General features: G+C 42.3%; 17 protein-coding genes. 13 read left to right on the forward strand and 4 right to left on the reverse strand.

From position 1 onward, the window contains the following. The first annotated feature begins 28 nt into the window (after positions 1–28). The 4 genes from feoB to PR766_RS10890 all read left to right on the forward strand — a co-directional run bounded on the left by feoB (position 29) and on the right by PR766_RS10890 (position 5,283). Positions 29–2,347, forward strand: a complete 2,319-nt coding sequence (feoB, locus tag PR766_RS10875) for a Fe(2+) transporter permease subunit FeoB (RefSeq protein WP_154635982.1) — start codon at positions 29–31, stop codon at positions 2,345–2,347. 10 nt (positions 2,348–2,357) lie between these two features. Then, entirely contained in the window at positions 2,358–2,591 is a 234-nt protein-coding gene (locus PR766_RS10880; RefSeq protein ID WP_006659659.1) for a FeoC-like transcriptional regulator, read from the forward strand. A gap of 165 nt (positions 2,592–2,756) precedes the next feature. Next, positions 2,757–3,965 (forward strand): hypothetical protein, encoded by a 1,209-nt coding sequence (locus PR766_RS10885; RefSeq protein WP_036959621.1) that lies wholly within the window; start codon positions 2,757–2,759, stop codon positions 3,963–3,965. Positions 3,966–4,155: 190 nt separating this feature from the next. Continuing rightward, on the forward strand, positions 4,156–5,283 hold the full coding sequence (locus tag PR766_RS10890) for a hypothetical protein (RefSeq protein WP_036966444.1): 1,128 nt from the start codon (positions 4,156–4,158) through the stop codon (positions 5,281–5,283). A 46-nt stretch (positions 5,284–5,329) separates the two neighbouring features. Here PR766_RS10890 and bioH read toward each other — a convergent pair whose 3' ends face one another. Next, entirely contained in the window at positions 5,330–6,106 is a 777-nt protein-coding gene (gene bioH / locus PR766_RS10895; protein ID WP_006663104.1) for a pimeloyl-ACP methyl ester esterase BioH, read from the reverse strand. Between the two features lie 55 nt (positions 6,107–6,161). On the opposite strand from bioH, the gene PR766_RS10900 reads away from it, so the two are divergent. The 8 genes from PR766_RS10900 (at position 6,162) to PR766_RS10935 (ending at position 13,218) form a co-directional block, all read left to right on the forward strand. After that, on the forward strand, positions 6,162–6,572 hold the full coding sequence (locus PR766_RS10900; protein ID WP_230086756.1) for a hypothetical protein: 411 nt from the start codon (positions 6,162–6,164) through the stop codon (positions 6,570–6,572). Continuing rightward, positions 6,563–6,847 carry a phosphoribosyltransferase family protein gene (locus PR766_RS10905; protein WP_230086755.1) on the forward strand — a complete coding sequence of 95 codons (285 nt, stop codon included), beginning with the start codon at positions 6,563–6,565 and terminating at the stop codon, positions 6,845–6,847. The genes PR766_RS10900 and PR766_RS10905 overlap by 10 nt, the downstream gene beginning before the upstream one ends. A gap of 63 nt (positions 6,848–6,910) precedes the next feature. Beyond that, positions 6,911–7,489, forward strand: a complete 579-nt coding sequence (gene nfuA / locus PR766_RS10910) for a Fe-S biogenesis protein NfuA (RefSeq protein ID WP_006659664.1) — start codon at positions 6,911–6,913, stop codon at positions 7,487–7,489. 82 nt (positions 7,490–7,571) lie between these two features. Next, complete coding sequence (gene glpE, locus PR766_RS10915) at positions 7,572–7,895, forward strand: thiosulfate sulfurtransferase GlpE (RefSeq protein WP_006663106.1); 324 nt, start codon at positions 7,572–7,574, stop codon at positions 7,893–7,895. A gap of 16 nt (positions 7,896–7,911) precedes the next feature. Further along, positions 7,912–8,757, forward strand: a complete 846-nt coding sequence (gene glpG / locus PR766_RS10920) for a rhomboid family intramembrane serine protease GlpG (protein WP_006659666.1) — start codon at positions 7,912–7,914, stop codon at positions 8,755–8,757. A gap of 27 nt (positions 8,758–8,784) precedes the next feature. Beyond that, positions 8,785–9,543, forward strand: a complete 759-nt coding sequence (locus tag PR766_RS10925; protein WP_006659667.1) for a DeoR/GlpR family transcriptional regulator — start codon at positions 8,785–8,787, stop codon at positions 9,541–9,543. Between the two features lie 257 nt (positions 9,544–9,800). Then, a complete protein-coding gene (gene glpD, locus PR766_RS10930) occupies positions 9,801–11,303 on the forward strand; it encodes a glycerol-3-phosphate dehydrogenase (protein ID WP_036959615.1) in 1,503 nt (500 codons plus the stop codon). Between the two features lie 331 nt (positions 11,304–11,634). After that, on the forward strand, positions 11,635–13,218 hold the full coding sequence (locus tag PR766_RS10935; protein ID WP_154635981.1) for an ATP-binding cassette domain-containing protein: 1,584 nt from the start codon (positions 11,635–11,637) through the stop codon (positions 13,216–13,218). A 30-nt stretch (positions 13,219–13,248) separates the two neighbouring features. On the opposite strand, the gene PR766_RS10940 is transcribed toward PR766_RS10935, so the two are convergent. Genes PR766_RS10940 through PR766_RS10950 form a run of 3 tightly spaced genes read right to left on the reverse strand, consistent with a single transcriptional unit; the run spans position 13,249 to position 14,684 of the window. Continuing rightward, a complete protein-coding gene (locus PR766_RS10940; protein ID WP_006663109.1) occupies positions 13,249–13,776 on the reverse strand; it encodes a DUF2569 family protein in 528 nt (175 codons plus the stop codon). A 13-nt stretch (positions 13,777–13,789) separates the two neighbouring features. Then, positions 13,790–14,149, reverse strand: a complete 360-nt coding sequence (locus PR766_RS10945; RefSeq protein ID WP_006663110.1) for a DUF488 domain-containing protein — start codon at positions 14,147–14,149, stop codon at positions 13,790–13,792. A 31-nt stretch (positions 14,150–14,180) separates the two neighbouring features. Next, positions 14,181–14,684 carry a DUF2569 domain-containing protein gene (locus PR766_RS10950; RefSeq protein WP_006659672.1) on the reverse strand — a complete coding sequence of 168 codons (504 nt, stop codon included), beginning with the start codon at positions 14,682–14,684 and terminating at the stop codon, positions 14,181–14,183. Between the two features lie 201 nt (positions 14,685–14,885). Between PR766_RS10950 and PR766_RS10955 the strand changes: the two genes are divergently transcribed. Next, positions 14,886–15,788, forward strand: a complete 903-nt coding sequence (locus PR766_RS10955; protein WP_154635980.1) for a DNA-3-methyladenine glycosylase family protein — start codon at positions 14,886–14,888, stop codon at positions 15,786–15,788. Positions 15,789–15,811 lie beyond the last annotated feature (23 nt).

A 15,811-nucleotide genomic window follows, 5' to 3' on the forward strand; every position in this document is an offset into this window, starting at 1 on the left:
TCATTTTTCACGACTGGCATACAACACTATGAAACCATTAACTATCGGCCTTATTGGTAACCCTAACGCAGGTAAAACAACCTTGTTTAACCAGTTAACAGGATCACGCCAGCGTGTCGGTAACTGGGCTGGCGTTACCGTTGAGCGTAAAGTTGGACGTTTCCAAACGCCTGAACACAAGATTGAACTTGTTGATTTACCGGGTACTTACTCACTCACAACCATTTCAGAGCAAACTTCACTTGATGAACAAATCGCCTGCTACTTTATTTTAAGTGGTGAAGCCGACATGTTGATCAACGTTGTCGATGCCTCAAACCTCGAGCGTAACTTATACCTAACATTACAGCTGGTCGAGCTCGGCGTTCCCTGCATCGTTGCGCTGAATATGCTGGATATCGCCGAAAGCCAACATATTGATATTGATGTTAAACAACTGGAAAAACAGCTGGGCTGCCCTGTTATCCCAATGGTTTCCACACGGGCTACGGGTCTCGAAAAACTCAAACAAGCTATTGATAGCCATCCACAAAATAGTCAACAAGCTCTAGTTCAATACCCGCCACAACTTTTACAAACCGTCGATACACTTTCTGAGCAAATCTCTGCTCAGCAATTTAGCCAACAACAGCGCCGTTGGTTAGCATTACAGATCTTGGAAGGCGATATTTATAGTCGTCAACGCGCTAACATCTCTGAGCAAGTGCTCGCTGAAACGCGCACCAAACTCAAAGAGACGTTACAAGAAGAACCAGAGTTATTAATTGCTGATGCGCGTTATCAATCTATCGCCACGATCTGTCATGCTGCGATTAATAACAGTGAAGCTGAACCGAATAAACTCACGCAGACCCTAGATAAATTTATCTTGAACCGCTGGCTGGGCGTACCTATCTTTTTATTTGTGATGTATCTGATGTTCGTCCTTGCTATCAATATTGGTGGTGCTTTGCAGCCGTTCTTTGAAGGGGCGTCAGAAGCTATTTTTATTCATGGTATCCAATGGATTGGTGCAACAGCAAACTTCCCAGAATGGTTGACTGTTTTCTTAGCTCAAGGCGTCGGTGGCGGTATCAACACCGTCCTGCCTCTCGTACCACAAATCGGTATGATGTACCTGTTTTTATCTATCTTAGAAGACTCCGGCTATATGGCTCGTGCGGCTTTTGTCATGGATAGATTAATGCAAGCCCTTGGTTTACCTGGCAAGTCTTTCGTTCCGCTGATTGTCGGATTCGGTTGTAACGTTCCTTCTATCATGGGTGCTAGAACGTTAGATGCACCTCGTGAACGCCTTATTACCGTCCTGATGGCGCCATTTATGTCCTGTGGTGCTCGCTTAGCCATCTTTGCTGTATTCGCAGCGGCTTTCTTTGGCAAAAATGGCGCGAGTGTCGTGTTCTCTCTGTACCTTCTTGGTATTGTCGTCGCAATCCTGACAGGCTTATTGCTCAAACACACCCTAATGCGTGGAGAAGCCTCACCCTTTGTGATGGAACTACCGGTCTACCACGTCCCTCATACCAAAACGTTACTCATTCAAACTTGGCAGCGTTTAAAGGGCTTTGTGGTTCGTGCAGGTAAGGTGATTGTCGTAGCAAGTATTTTTATCGGGGCACTTAACAGTTTCTCCTTATCTGGTAAGCCTGTTGATAATATTAATGACTCTGCGCTTGCCTCTGTCAGTAAAGTCATCACGCCAGTATTACAGCCAATCGGTGTACACAGTGACAACTGGCAGGCTACCGTTGGATTGATTACAGGTGCAATGGCAAAAGAAGTGGTCGTCGGTACATTAAATACGCTGTACACCGCGGAAGCGATTACCAATGAGCCTTTTGATGCAACATCTTTTGATCTACTCGATGAGTTAGAATCTGCTGTTGCAGATACTTGGGATAGCTTGAAAGAAACCTTCTCCATTAGCGCACTTTCCAATCCTATTGAAGCGAGTATGGGAGATGCTGAAATGGCTACAGGTTCGATGGGAACGATGGCCGCTAAATTTGGTACCGATATTGCCGCCTATAGCTACTTAATCTTTGTACTGTTATATGTACCTTGCGTGTCAGTAATGGGAGCTATCGCTCGAGAAACCAACAAAAGCTGGATGACTTTCTCGATTCTTTGGGGACTGAACGTTGCTTATAGCTTAGCTGCCTTGTTCTACCAAACCGCGACATTTAACGAGCATCCGCAAAGTAGTTTGATAACGATAAGTGCCGTTATCATATTTAATATTGTGTTGATTACGGTTCTACGTCGTGTGCGAAGTCGCGTTACCTTCAATATTAAATCAAAAACAGCACAGCAGTGTTCTGGTTGCTCTAACAATAGTTGTCACTAAGGAAAATACGATGGTCAGCTTGTTGCAAGTCCGAGATTTAATCGCTCTCTATGGGCAAGCTGACATCGCACTGCTCAGTTCTCAATTGAATGCACCTACAGCACTGGTCAATGCCATGGCGGAAAAACTGGTCAGTATGGGAAAAATTGAAAAAGTCGATATCAGTGCCTGTTTAACCGGGACCAGCTGTAAAGGATGCCCTGAGAGTAATGATTGCTCTCATTTTGTGTATAAAATTAAATAATACGTTTATTTTATGTCATATTTAAAAAGCTCTGACGAATTTTGATATCTTCCATAAAATTCCTAATCCTTTTTTTATTCCATCCTTTTTTAAAAGTATTTTTACTTTCACTATTTAGAATAAAGATTGCTCTTCATTAATCATTCTATTTAGAAAAGGATATATATGAGAAACCAATCTCTATCAGTTTTTAGCAATCCATTTGTTAACCCTTTTAAATCAAAGCAAGCTACACATTCTGTTTCACCTCAAGCGTCAACTCAGAAACATATTGAAGAACATTGTCTCTCGCGTAGTTTAACCAACATCTTTTTAATTAATGAAGCCAAAAATTTACCCATCAATTTTGTTGCTGAAAACCAAAGCTTATCGAGTTTACCCTCATATGATGAGGCCTGCTCTAGCCCATTACCGGGGTTGCCAACGTATAATGATTCGACCTATTTACCCACTTACCTAGAGCTAGAGTCCAATCCAATAGGCTCCGCTTACGACAAAACAAATAATTTATTACCTTCATACGATGAAACGCTTAATCAATTCTCTTCGTTAAAAAAAGAATCTCCTGCGTTCTTACAGACGATCACTAAAATCAAGGATCACTACTTATCGATTAAACATAACCAATATTTCTTTAAGATTAGCAAACCTGTAAAAGCTTATGGAAAAGAAGATGCAATAAAGTTGATCAATAAGCATCGTCTTTCAGAAGAAAAAAATAAACACATTCCTAACGACCAAAATGTTCCTTTTAAAAAATATAATAAACAGGTTCATGACCTTGCTATTAAATATTTTAAATATTTGAGTGATATAAACTATAAACAGACATTTAAAGATCAAGAAATTAATCAGTATCCTGCTTTGCAGAATTTATCTGCTGAATTTGCGGGTAAATTGCAAGCAACCCATAAAATTAGTCAAAAAACCACGAACCACCTACTGCAAGCGGCCCATGAAACTATCATCAATCAGGGGTATAAAGACCTTGCGCAACAAATGAAGCGTCACGGTTTAGTGACTGAAACACAGCAAGAAGAGATTTACCTACCTCAAATTGAGACGTTAAATAACCTGAAATCGACTCTTCAGCAACGTATTGCCAATGATAACTCTGCTATTTTCATGCAATTCATCCTGGGGCAAGAGTCCCGTGCAGCTAGCATTCAATCTGCTGCCGGCATGGATCAAAAGATATACAGGCTCGTCAATGGTGATCATAGCATTTCACAATTTAATACATTTGAACAATTTTTCAGTGCCCTAGAAAACATCATCTACACCAACAACATAAATAATGGTTTGTCGCCGGATCGCGTTGTATTCCAGCAATATCACCAGCAAGGTGGGGCTGTCAATATTCTTGATTCTTGATTCTTGATTCTGTCTCGATAATAGGTTGTGTTGTTTAAGCAACCTATTCATCTCTATCCTTATCCACAAATTCAAAGTTTCTCCTATTTATCATTCCCACAATATTTTTAAGACTCTCTTTGCTCAACAATTCATCATAATGCCCCCTTACTTCACCTGAATATTCGCGCTAATCGTAAGGAGCATCTCTATGTTAATGTCCTCAATACCATTCCAACAAAATACATTAATACATGATACGAATAGTCAAAAAGTTATAAAAAATTATTATTCTAATAATCAGAAGCTTATTGAGTCTGCAACCCATTCACTCTCTAGAGGATTAACCAGCGTTTTTTTAATCAATGAAGTCAAGAATGCAGGGGCTACCTTTATGAATTTACTAATGAAAGCCCAGACTCTCTCTCATGTAACCCAGCAAGCAAATGCTCAGTTATCACAAGATGAATATACTGATAATAAAATTTTTATTAAGAAGGTTTTCCGTGAATGCCTTACTGAAGTGCTTCAATTCCAAGATTTTTATACTCCGCTAAAGTTTTATAAACAGTATGCTGAATTGAGTAGTGACATTGACTTACAAGGAAGTAAAAATGTGCTCAAAAAAATCTCTGAACACCAGCAACAAGAAGAGAAAAATCCTCGTATAAGTACACATAACACTTATCATTTTAAGCATTACAATCAACAAGTTCATGAACTAGCAAAACATTACTACCAAGGGATTAGTGATGGCATATATAAATACACAAATGAAAGTGATAAATTCCGCAACGATAATGAATTTAAAGCCTTAGAAAATGATTTTACTGATCATACCAAACTTAAAGCACTCGTCGAGCAGCCAACTAACGAGCTAGTAAACCGCTTTCTTACCGCTGCGCACGCTGAAAAGTGTAACCAAGAATTTGGTAATTTTGATCATTTATTAGGGATGCAAGGTTTAATTCCGAATCCTACTGAAAATAGCACCCATTTACCTCAGCAAAAAACACTCCCTCAGCTGAAAGCTGATTTGCAGCAATATAGTACTCCCGCAGAAGCATCCTCTACTTATTTACAGCTGTTATTTTCAGATGACACATTAGCCGTCAGCATTCAGCCAAATTCTTCAGGTTCACGCATGAGTTATAAGATTTTCGATCCCAATAAAAACCTTCAGCAATTCGATGACTTCGCTGGATTCATGCAAGAATTAGCCACTAAAATTGCACAATATAACCATAAAAATAACCAGCCCAGTGGCTTGGTCTATGTGAAAAAATTTCACCCGCAAGTCAATGATGACACCTTAGTGGGGTCTTATCTATCTGTGTAAATTACACTGTCTTTTTCATCCAGAAAACAATTACATAAGTGATTTATTACTTATCTAATTGTGTGAAAAACTCGATTAAGTATTCTGAAAATTCATCAGGATGAGAAACAAATGGTGCATGAGCACAATGGCGCATCACAATGGATGATGAATGGGGATAAAGCGCATCTAATTTAGAGACAATTTTACGCGGAACTAAACCGTCTAAATAACCGTAAATACGTAGGAAAGGAACGGTTAAATGAGTCAGCTCTTCACGTAAATCCTCGGTACGCAAAGATTCTAATCCCATATTTAATACTTCAACCGTTGGCATCGGTAACGCTAGCACAACCGATTTAAGCGTACGAGCATCTTCGCGAGCGCTTTCTGTCCCTAATGTCTGTAGTGCTAAAAAACGCTCAACAGTACGTTGAAAATTCTCAGAAAGCATCTTCTCAAAATTAAGTAATACCTCAGGCTTAATACCCTGCCATTCCTCATGAGCCCCAAAACAAGGAGATGACGCCACGGTAATTAGCGCTTTTACTTCATCAGAGTGATCAAGCGCAATACGACTTGCCACTAATCCGCCCAAAGACCACCCTAGCCAAATTGCATTTTTAGGCGCTTGCTCCCATAAAATATCTGCCATTGACTGAACTGACATTGGCGAAAAATCTCGACTACGACCATAACCAGGCAAATCAACTAAATGGATGCGAAATTGCGAAGCGACTCGCGGAATAATGGTTTGCCAAACCTCTGCGTTCAATCCCCATCCGTGCAGTAACACAATATCTTGTTTTCCTTCACCAACCGTCTGCCAATATAGCGTCGCCATGATTACACTCTCTTTCCTGTCAATTTCATTATCATTTTTCATCTAGGATCTGCCTATGCTAGCAATGGAAGGGGTCTGTTGGCTATGCCAGCAGGAATTAAAAGTTCCTCGGCAAGGAATATGCAGTTTTTGTACGAAAAACTTACCGCCAATGCCACGAGTTTGCCCACAATGTGCTCTAACCAGTGAATATATTGACGCTTCTTGTGGACGCTGTTTGCTTCAACCGCCACCTTGGCAAAAGCTGATCACCGTCTCACCGTATCGCGCCCCATTACGCCAGCTTATCCATCAATACAAATTCCACCGTCAGCCTCAACTCGCTGTAGCACTGACCCGCCTATTCCTCATCCACTGGTTAAATGGGTATCGCCAACAAAAATGGAAAAAACCAGATATGTTGATAACCATTCCCCCCCCCATCCACGGCGCTGCTGGCGTAGAGGGTTTGACCACATGGCACTAATGGGTAGTAATTTAGCCACATGGTTAAATATTGCCTATTCGCAAAATTCATTGCGCCGCTCTCGTGATACACTGGCGCAAGTTTCATTAACACGTAAACAGCGCCGCAATAATCTTAAAAAAGCGTTTGCCCTTGAAACTTCGGTTTCAGGTCTACACATAGCTATTATTGATGATGTGATTACAACTGGCGCCACCATGCATGCTGCTGCTCAATTGTTGATTTGTGCGGGAGCGCATACTGTTGACGCGTGGTCACTCTGTCGCACCTTGTAGGAAGGGTGTAAATGGGCGTATTATAACCAACTAAAGCAGTCAACTATTATTGAGCAAGAGATTATGATTAATATTACTGAAGCAGCACAGACTCACTTCGCCAAGTTATTGGAAAGCCAAGAGTCAGGAACCCAAATTCGAGTATTTGTCATTAACCCAGGTACACCAACCGCAGAGTGTGGTGTTTCTTATTGCCCTCCAGGTGCCGTAGAAGCAACTGATAAAGAGCTGAAGTTTGAAAAGCTCTCTGCTTATGTTGATGAAATTAGTGCACCGTTCCTAGAAGATGCAGAGATTGATTTCGTTACTGATCAACTAGGTTCGCAATTAACCTTAAAAGCACCTAACGCAAAAATGCGTAAAGTGTCTGATGATGCACCACTCATTGAACGTGTTGAATACGTTTTACAGTCACAGATTAACCCACAGTTAGCCAGCCATGGTGGTCGTGTATCATTAATGGAAATCACCGAAGAAGGATTTGCTATCCTACAATTCGGTGGCGGCTGTAACGGTTGTTCTATGGTTGACGTAACACTGAAAGAAGGTATTGAAAAAGAGCTGCTGAAAATGTTCGAAGGTGAATTAAAAGGTGTTAAAGACCTGACTGAGCACCAACGCGGCGAGCACTCTTTCTACTAAGACTTTCGACTTATTTTCAGGGCATCCACGGTATATCCGTGGGTGCTTTTTCATGATATTCCCCCTAATTTTCCGGTATTTTATGGACCATTTTGAGACACTAACACCTGAACAAGCTTACCAACACTGGTTAGATGGCACCGCCATTCTTGTCGATGTTCGCGATCCCCAAAGTTTTCGTGCTGGTCATGCAACAGGTGCTTACCACTTAACCAACGAATCGCTTCACCCATTCTTAGAAAAAACAGATTACGAACAGACCATTATGGTAATGTGCTACCACGGTCACAGCAGCCAAGGCGCTGCACAATATTTAATTAATCTCGGTTTTGAATCTGTATACAGTATTAATGGCGGATTTGAAGCATGGTCACGGGAATACCCCCAAGCCATTACGGCGCTCTAAACGAGACAACGTATTTATGATCCACATTATCTCTTTTGAAAATCCACGGATGGCTCAAGCGTTTGTTGACTATATGGCAGGACAAAATATCCAACTACAAGTCCATCCTTCCAACGACCAACAACATTATGAATTATGGCTCAACGACGAGCAGCATACTGAACAGGTACGCCAAGAACTCGAAGCCTTTTTACGCAATCCAAATGATCCTCGTTATCTTGAAGCAAGCTGGCAAACGGGGCGTACTGATGCTCAATTTCAGTATCGAAACTACCTGACATTTGGCTATTTAAAACAGCAATCGGGTCCTTTAACCATTGCCGTTATTTTGCTCTCCATAGCCGTTTATTTGTGGGTCACCCTGACAGATCCCCGTGAAGTTCTATACTATTTAGGTTGGCCTATTGGCGATCAGCAAAGTGAACTATGGCGCTGGATCAGCCCCGCTTTTGTTCATTTTTCTATTTCGCATATTGGTTTCAACCTTGCGCTCTGGTGGTTTCTTGCTGGGCAAGTTGAGAAAAAAATGGGAACAGGAAAACTGTTCACTATTTTATTAGTCTCCGCATTATTCAGTAACTGGGGTCAATCCCTCTTCAGTGAGAATAACTTTGGTGGTTTATCGGGTGTCGTTTATGCGCTGGTTAGCTATGTTTGGGTGACTGGCGAACGCCGCCCAGAAATCGGTATCGGCATCCCTCGTGGGCTCATGATATTCTCGATTATCTGGCTATTCTTCGGTTACTTTGACCTCTTAGGTATGGACATTGCTAATGCCGCACATACTTCAGGGTTAATTATCGGATTATTGATGGGAATATGGGATAATAGGCTTAGTTTTAAACACCAAGGTTCCAAATAGAACATTTTATAATTAGAGGCTAATGCTGTGAAACAAACCCAGAGACATGATGCAATTGTTGAGCTTGTGCGTCTTCAGGGATATGTCAGTACTGAAGAACTTGTCGAGCAGTTTGAGGTTAGCCCTCAAACTATCCGCCGAGACCTCAATGAGCTTGCTGAACAGAATAAGATCCTACGACACCATGGTGGCGCAGCCTTGCCTTCAAGTTCCGTCAATACCGCCTATAATGACCGCAAAACGATGTGGTCTGAAGAAAAAGCGCGTATTGCCCAGCGCGTGGCAAGCCAAATTCCTGACGGCGCCACCTTGTTTATTGATATCGGTACCACCCCTGAAGCCGTCGCCCACGCATTGGTTAACCATAAAAACCTACGCGTCGTCACGAATAACCTAAACGTGGCAACCTTACTGATGGCAAAAGAGGACTTTCGTTTGATCTTAGCAGGGGGAGAAGTGCGCTCCCGTGATGGCGGTATTGTCGGCGAAGCAACCCTCGATTTTATCTCTCAGTTCAGACTGGACTACGGTATTCTAGGGATCAGCGGGATTGATATGGACGGCTCACTGCTGGAGTTTGATTATCATGAAGTGCGCACCAAACGCGCAATTATTGAAAACTCCCGTCATGTTATGTTGGTCACCGATCATTCTAAGTTTGGTCGTAATGCGATGGTAAATTTAGGTAACATGAACTTAATCAATACGTTATTTACCACTCAATCTCCTCCAGCTAGCATTCTGAAAGTTATCGAACAACATAACGTTCAATTAGAACTCTGCTAAAGCACGATTTGTGACTTCCAATGATGGTAGCCAGCCTGCCATCATCTCTTCTTTTTTCCTTTCTTTTCATCCTCTTGTCATCACCTTGTCATATTACCAACTTATTAAACAGATTAAATTTATACACAAAATGTTATTAGCATCACGCGGTTGTTATTTTTATGGATTACAGGTTGGCATACGTACAAAATTTGATTACAATCAAATGAGCGAAAACGAACATTATAGAAAATGGTTCGAACATCTCAGGGGGATGCATGGAAACGAAAGACTTGATTGTAATTGGCGGCGGAATCAACGGCGCTGGTATTGCGGCAGATGCCGCGGGGCGTGGATTATCTGTACTGCTGCTTGAATCTCAAGACTTAGCGAGTGCAACTTCATCTGCAAGTTCGAAACTGATCCACGGTGGATTACGTTACCTCGAACATTATGAGTTTAGACTCGTTAGTGAAGCGCTTGCTGAGCGTGAAGTCTTGTTACGACTGGCGCCACACATCGCATTCCCAATGCGCTTCCGTCTACCGCACCAACCACATTTACGCCCAGCTTGGATGATCCGTATTGGTCTGTTCCTATATGATCATTTAGGCAAACGCGTTAGCCTACCAAGTAGCAAAAGTTTAAAGTTCAACCAAAATTCTGTGCTTAAACCAGAATTAACCAAAGGTTTCGAATACTCAGATTGCTGGGTTGATGATGCGCGTTTGGTGGTATTGAACGCTCAAGAAGTGGTACGTAAAAACGGTGAAGTTCGCACTCGCACCAAAGTGACCCGCGCATATCGCGAAAATGGTCTATGGATTGTTGAAGCGCAAGACTTACGTACTGGCGAAACGCATACTTGGAAAGCCAAAGGACTGGTCAACGCAACGGGTCCTTGGGTAAAAGAGTTCTTCGATGACGGCTTAAAACTGAAATCCCCTTATGGTATTCGTCTGATCAAAGGCAGCCATATTGTGGTTCCACGCGCCCACGATGAACCGCAAGCGTACATTTTACAAAACGAAGATAACCGAATTGTCTTCGTGATCCCTTGGATGGATGAGTTCTCCATTATCGGTACCACCGATGTTGAGTACAAAGGGGATCCAAAAGATGTAAAAATTGACGAAAACGAAGTCAATTATCTGCTGAAAGTGTATAACGACCACTTCAAAAAACAGCTGACCAAACAAGATATTGTGTGGGATTACTCCGGTGTTCGCCCTCTGTGTGATGACGAATCAGATTCTCCACAAGCAATCACTCGTGACTACACTTTAGATATTCACGATGAAGATGGTAAAGCCCCATTACTGTCAGTATTTGGTGGTAAATTAACCACTTATCGTAAACTGGCTGAAGCCGCTGTGGGTAAATTAGCGACATATTATCCACATGCGACAGGTCCTTGGACCAAAAATGGTCAATTACCCGGTGGTGACATCGAAGGTTGCGACCGTGATGGTTATGCACGAGTATTAACTCAACATTACCCTTGGCTTCCGGAAGGTCTAGCACTGCGTTACGCAAGAACATACGGCAGCAACAGTAAGCTGATTTTAGCAGGCGCAAACTCACTGTCAGATTTAGGCGAAGCTTTCGGTGCAAACGTCTATGAAGCTGAATTACGTTACTTAGTCGAAAATGAGTGGGTTGTAGAATTAGACGATGCGATTTGGCGTCGTACCAAATTGGGCATGTGGCTGAACGACGCTGAAAAACAGCGCATTGCACAATGGCTGGCAGAGCACACTAAAGTGGCTGTGACCGCATAATCTCGCAAGAGATACGCAGTAAGATAGAATCGTAAAAAACTCGTTGTTGTACCAAAAGCGCCTATCTGTGCCCACAGACTGGCGCTTTTACCTTCTGCTCTCCTGCAACTTATTCGCCTTGCTTCCGTCTCATAATTCTGTTTATAATTCATTCGCAATTTTGCCCCTTTCTAAAGTGAGTCTTTCCGACGATGAACTAAGTCCTGCCAGAAAATATCTACGATGCCTTATTGAAGGTCATTATTTTCTGTTCTTGGCAGACACAAGTTCTCATTTTTTCCTTTGCGAAAGCTAGTATTCCGTTGTCTGCCCTCTCTATTTGGAGGTCTCTATGACAATGCCCAACGCAACACTCGCTTGTCACTTTTCGCAATTAACCATTGAATTTCACCAGTCGGCTCTCTTTCCACCGCTAACCGGTAGCTTGTTTCGTCAAAAAAATGCGCTAATCGGTCCCAATGGTCGGGGAAAATCTGTGTTGATGCGGTTACTTGTCTCACAGTTAACACCAACTCATGGAAAAATTGATTGGCATATGCCAATTATCCATGTGGATCAACTCAACCGCTTAACAGGCGATACCATTGCTCAATCGCTCGGAATTGATGCACTTTGGCAAGCCTTTTCGCGCATTGAACAGGGAAATGGCACAGCCATGGATTTTGATCTGACGGAAGATAACTGGCACCTTCCTACCACATGGAAAATGTTATTAGAATCTGCGCAGTTAATGACATCCATGGATACCCCTATCGAGCAACTAAGCGGCGGAGAAAGGACACGGTTGGCTCTGTGCCGTGCCTTTTTACATCCTGACCACTTCCTTCTATTGGATGAACCTGATAACCATCTAGACCAAGAAGGACGTCGATGGCTAAGCGATAAACTTGACCAACATAAAGCGGGCTGCTTAGTCATCAGTCATAACCGTCAGTTGCTCGAAGAGATGGACGCTATGTTTGAACTGACCGATAAAGGTTTAGTGGGATACGGTGGAAATTACACACTCTATGACGCACAAAAAACTTTTGCTATCAATGCCATCGAGGCAGAAGGTGAACAACTGGATAAACAAATCCGCCAAGAGAAAAAGCAACAACAAGCGACTTTACAAAAAGCGGCGCAGCGGCGAAAACAGGGCGAAAATATCCGCTATGGTGGCTCACAATCACTATTATTACTCGATATGCAAAAAAATCGCGCAGAGAAAAGACAATCCAACGTCGCAGAGCGCCATCAGCGGGTATTAGGAGAATTGCAACATCAGCGGCAGCAAAATCAAGATAAAGTGACTCATATTCAGCCTCAGAAAATGGTGCTAAATTACCAAAGTGAAAGTGGAAAAATACGTATTTTTGTTTCTCAACTAAAGCTCCCTTATGGGCATACTTCGCCTCTCTCTTTTACCGCATACAGCGGCGAGCATTGGCATATCCAAGGGCGTAACGGCTCAGGAAAATCAACGTTATTGAAAGTGTTAGCCGCTAAACAGCAGGCTCTATCGGGGGAGTATCGCATTAGTGGTGCCACCTGCTATTTAGACCAGCATTTGAATCTTTTGAATAAATTTTTACCCGTTGCTGAAGCGCTTTATCAGTATCAACCCGCAATTTCCATCGAACAGTGGCGCACACAGTTAGGTATGTTACGTATTCGTGGGGATAAATCTTTGCAGCCATTGAATCAATTAAGTGGCGGAGAGCAACTCAAAACAACGATTCTTGCCCTCACTCATAGCCCTCATCCGCCCGCGGTTTTACTATTGGATGAGCCAGACAATCACTTAGATTTAGATTCAAAACAACTATTAGAAGCGTTATTGCGGGATTATCAAGGGACATTATTACTGGTTTCCCATGATGACGCTTTCGTGGAGCAGTGCAATATTACCCATTGCCTACAACTCGATCATTAACGGTACGGGCTGTTTTCCACAGCCCAACGCTTAGCGTATGAAGGTATTTTTAACGCGGACTGACACCAAGAAATAGGGGATCCAAATCAAGCAATAGAAACTACCATTAAAGAGGCTCGTAATGTAGCTAAAGTCAATTTCAAGACCGAACGCAACCGGAAAAACAATCCGCGTGATGCCTAGAACGACCACATACAATATCATCGTAATGATAAATAACCACTTCGCCATCAATTTCCGTTTAAAGGCGGCGAACAATGAACCCATCATAAGCGCGATAATCACCACAAAACTGAGCTGTACTGTATAAAATGTTGAAGCAAACCCAGCCATATAAAAATCGGATGTTGGAGTGGTTGCCAATGACCAAGCGCCCTGAACTTGAATAACATCATTCACCATTATCTTGATCAGATTACCCAGCATATACAACTGACCAAGCAGAGGTAAAATCAGCCAACCCCCTATCCCTTGGAGGTCTTTTTTATGTTCATTTTGCGCCTGTGCTGGCACTTGAGGCACCAATACTGGCTGGGTCGATGATGCATTCACATCCATAGTGACAACCTTTTTATTCTTTAAGTTCTTTGAGTTTTTCTTCAAGAAATTCTTTCAGTACCATGGCCTGATTATGTTGCGTATCTTTGGCGCTATATAACAGTGTGATATTGCCTTGTTGCGCTTTCTCTAGCAGATTATGCCATTCATCATTTTGCCGAAGCTCTTGCTGATATTGCGTTACAAACTGCGCAAACTGATCAGTATGTTGATGAAACCATTTGCGCAATTCATTGGAAGGCGCGACGGTTTTATCCCATTCATCACACTGTAAATCAACTTTTTTAATGCCGCGGGGCCACAGCCTATCCACTAAGATGCGATAACCGTCTTGGGGGCTACAAGGATCATAAACTCGTTTACAGTAAATCATCAGCATGCTCCATTTATTTGCAGTTCACTCACTAATTAACAAACGTATTGCGAACGCGCACAGAAACAAAGAAGTAAGGTACCCAGACTAAACAACCAAATACGCCTCTTAGGACTTCCCGTATATCAGAACTGTCCATTTCGAGATCTAAAAATTGATTGGCGAGCACTAAATCAGCAATAATCACTGCCAATGAAAAAATTTGGAAAAAGGCATACACCTTAATAATCAATTTTTTCTTCGTAAAAAAGAGATAACAAAGATACAGCACTGTGCCATAAATAATGGCATTACCAACGACTTCAAAGTACATCAATTCTTTAAATAACGGCACAAAGTTAGCAGACTCAGGTAACGTTAATTCACTCCAGTATTCAATCACATCTAGATTATGATTCCAGAGGATAAAGGGCATAAACAGTGCCGAAAAAATCACCCCAATAAACGGGAGGATCAGCCACCCACCTATCCCTTTTAGTTCAGGTTCAGATTTAGGCTTTGGCGTCGATACCTCATTATGATCATCTGCTTGCATCTTCACATCCTTGATTTAATTTTTGCAGTTAATCTGCCTGAGCAATAATTTGCTGAATTTTTATGGGCAGGCTAAATTAGCTCATGATTATCTGAATCGCTATTTTGCTAAGCTAACATACTATAACGGTTAAAAATGTAGCGACTGACGTTTTTTGTCAAAATTTAACCAAAAATGGGCATAAATCAGAAGAAGACGACTATGGTTCCAGCGCAACCCGTGACTATTTCACTGCCACTTTATTACCGTATTGATGATTTTTTTGCCTTTCATTTACGGGATCCGCAAAATATTGCCGAGATTGTTGAAAAAAACACCTTACGCAAAGGAATTATTTGGCAGGGACACGCGGCGCAAATTCGCCTGTCTATTGACGATAAGCAAGCCACATTACAGCTTGATGTCGATAGCGCAGAAACGCCTCCCACCCCAAACGAACTGCATCATTTAGCCATTCACCTACTGGGATTGAATCAACCCATTGAACAGTTTGAAGAGCAATACCTTACCCATCCAATACTTGGCAAGCTGATAGCGCCACAACGGGGCGTACGCGTGTATCAATCAGCGACTACGTTTGAAGCCTTAGTCTGGGCGATTATCGGTCAACAAATCAGCGTCCTTGCTGCGATTGCGATTCGCCGACGTTTTATTCAAGCTGTGGGTCAACAACATTCATCGGGTATTTGGTGCTTTCCTACCGCTGAATCCGTCATGAATGTTGACGATGAAATGTTACGACAATCTGGATTTTCTCTTGACAAAATCATCGCATTACGTGGTCTGTGTGACGCCATTCAAGCAGGAAAACTAGATTTAGAGAGTGCCGTCACACCGGATAACGTCAATGACGTGACGGCACAGTTACTGGCAATTAAAGGTATTGGACCTTGGACTGTGAGCTATGGGCTACTTCGCGGATTTAATTATCTTGATGGCTCACTGCATGGTGATGTTGCCGTGCGCCGCAATTTACAAACATTGTTAACTCAAGATACACAACCTTCAGCAAAAGAGACCCAAGAATGGTTAACTCAATTTACCCCATGGCGAGCACTCGTTGCCGCACATCTTTGGCGTAGCCAATCTGCTGCGGGTTATTAAACAAAAACCCCAATCCGGCACTC

Origin of the sequence: Providencia sp. PROV208 (assembly GCF_028479465.1) — a bacterium.
Taxonomy (GTDB): Bacteria; Pseudomonadota; Gammaproteobacteria; order Enterobacterales; family Enterobacteriaceae; genus Providencia; species Providencia alcalifaciens.

What these genes read in the sequence shown, in the direction of transcription:
- feoB (WP_154635982.1), top strand. Translation starts at nt 29, where the DNA reads ATGAAACCATTAACTATCGGCCTTATTGGTAACCCTAACGCAGGTAAA.
- PR766_RS10880 (WP_006659659.1), top strand. Translation starts at nt 2,358, where the DNA reads ATGGTCAGCTTGTTGCAAGTCCGAGATTTAATCGCTCTCTATGGGCAA.
- PR766_RS10885 (WP_036959621.1), top strand. Translation starts at nt 2,757, where the DNA reads ATGAGAAACCAATCTCTATCAGTTTTTAGCAATCCATTTGTTAACCCT.
- PR766_RS10890 (WP_036966444.1), top strand. Translation starts at nt 4,156, where the DNA reads ATGTTAATGTCCTCAATACCATTCCAACAAAATACATTAATACATGAT.
- bioH (WP_006663104.1), bottom strand. Translation starts at nt 6,106, where the DNA reads ATGGCGACGCTATATTGGCAGACGGTTGGTGAAGGAAAACAAGATATT.
- PR766_RS10900 (WP_230086756.1), top strand. Translation starts at nt 6,162, where the DNA reads ATGCTAGCAATGGAAGGGGTCTGTTGGCTATGCCAGCAGGAATTAAAA.
- PR766_RS10905 (WP_230086755.1), top strand. Translation starts at nt 6,563, where the DNA reads ATGGCACTAATGGGTAGTAATTTAGCCACATGGTTAAATATTGCCTAT.
- nfuA (WP_006659664.1), top strand. Translation starts at nt 6,911, where the DNA reads ATGATTAATATTACTGAAGCAGCACAGACTCACTTCGCCAAGTTATTG.
- glpE (WP_006663106.1), top strand. Translation starts at nt 7,572, where the DNA reads ATGGACCATTTTGAGACACTAACACCTGAACAAGCTTACCAACACTGG.
- glpG (WP_006659666.1), top strand. Translation starts at nt 7,912, where the DNA reads ATGATCCACATTATCTCTTTTGAAAATCCACGGATGGCTCAAGCGTTT.
- glpD (WP_036959615.1), top strand. Translation starts at nt 9,801, where the DNA reads ATGGAAACGAAAGACTTGATTGTAATTGGCGGCGGAATCAACGGCGCT.
- PR766_RS10935 (WP_154635981.1), top strand. Translation starts at nt 11,635, where the DNA reads ATGACAATGCCCAACGCAACACTCGCTTGTCACTTTTCGCAATTAACC.
- PR766_RS10940 (WP_006663109.1), bottom strand. Translation starts at nt 13,776, where the DNA reads ATGGATGTGAATGCATCATCGACCCAGCCAGTATTGGTGCCTCAAGTG.
- PR766_RS10945 (WP_006663110.1), bottom strand. Translation starts at nt 14,149, where the DNA reads ATGATTTACTGTAAACGAGTTTATGATCCTTGTAGCCCCCAAGACGGT.
- PR766_RS10950 (WP_006659672.1), bottom strand. Translation starts at nt 14,684, where the DNA reads ATGCAAGCAGATGATCATAATGAGGTATCGACGCCAAAGCCTAAATCT.
- PR766_RS10955 (WP_154635980.1), top strand. Translation starts at nt 14,886, where the DNA reads ATGGTTCCAGCGCAACCCGTGACTATTTCACTGCCACTTTATTACCGT.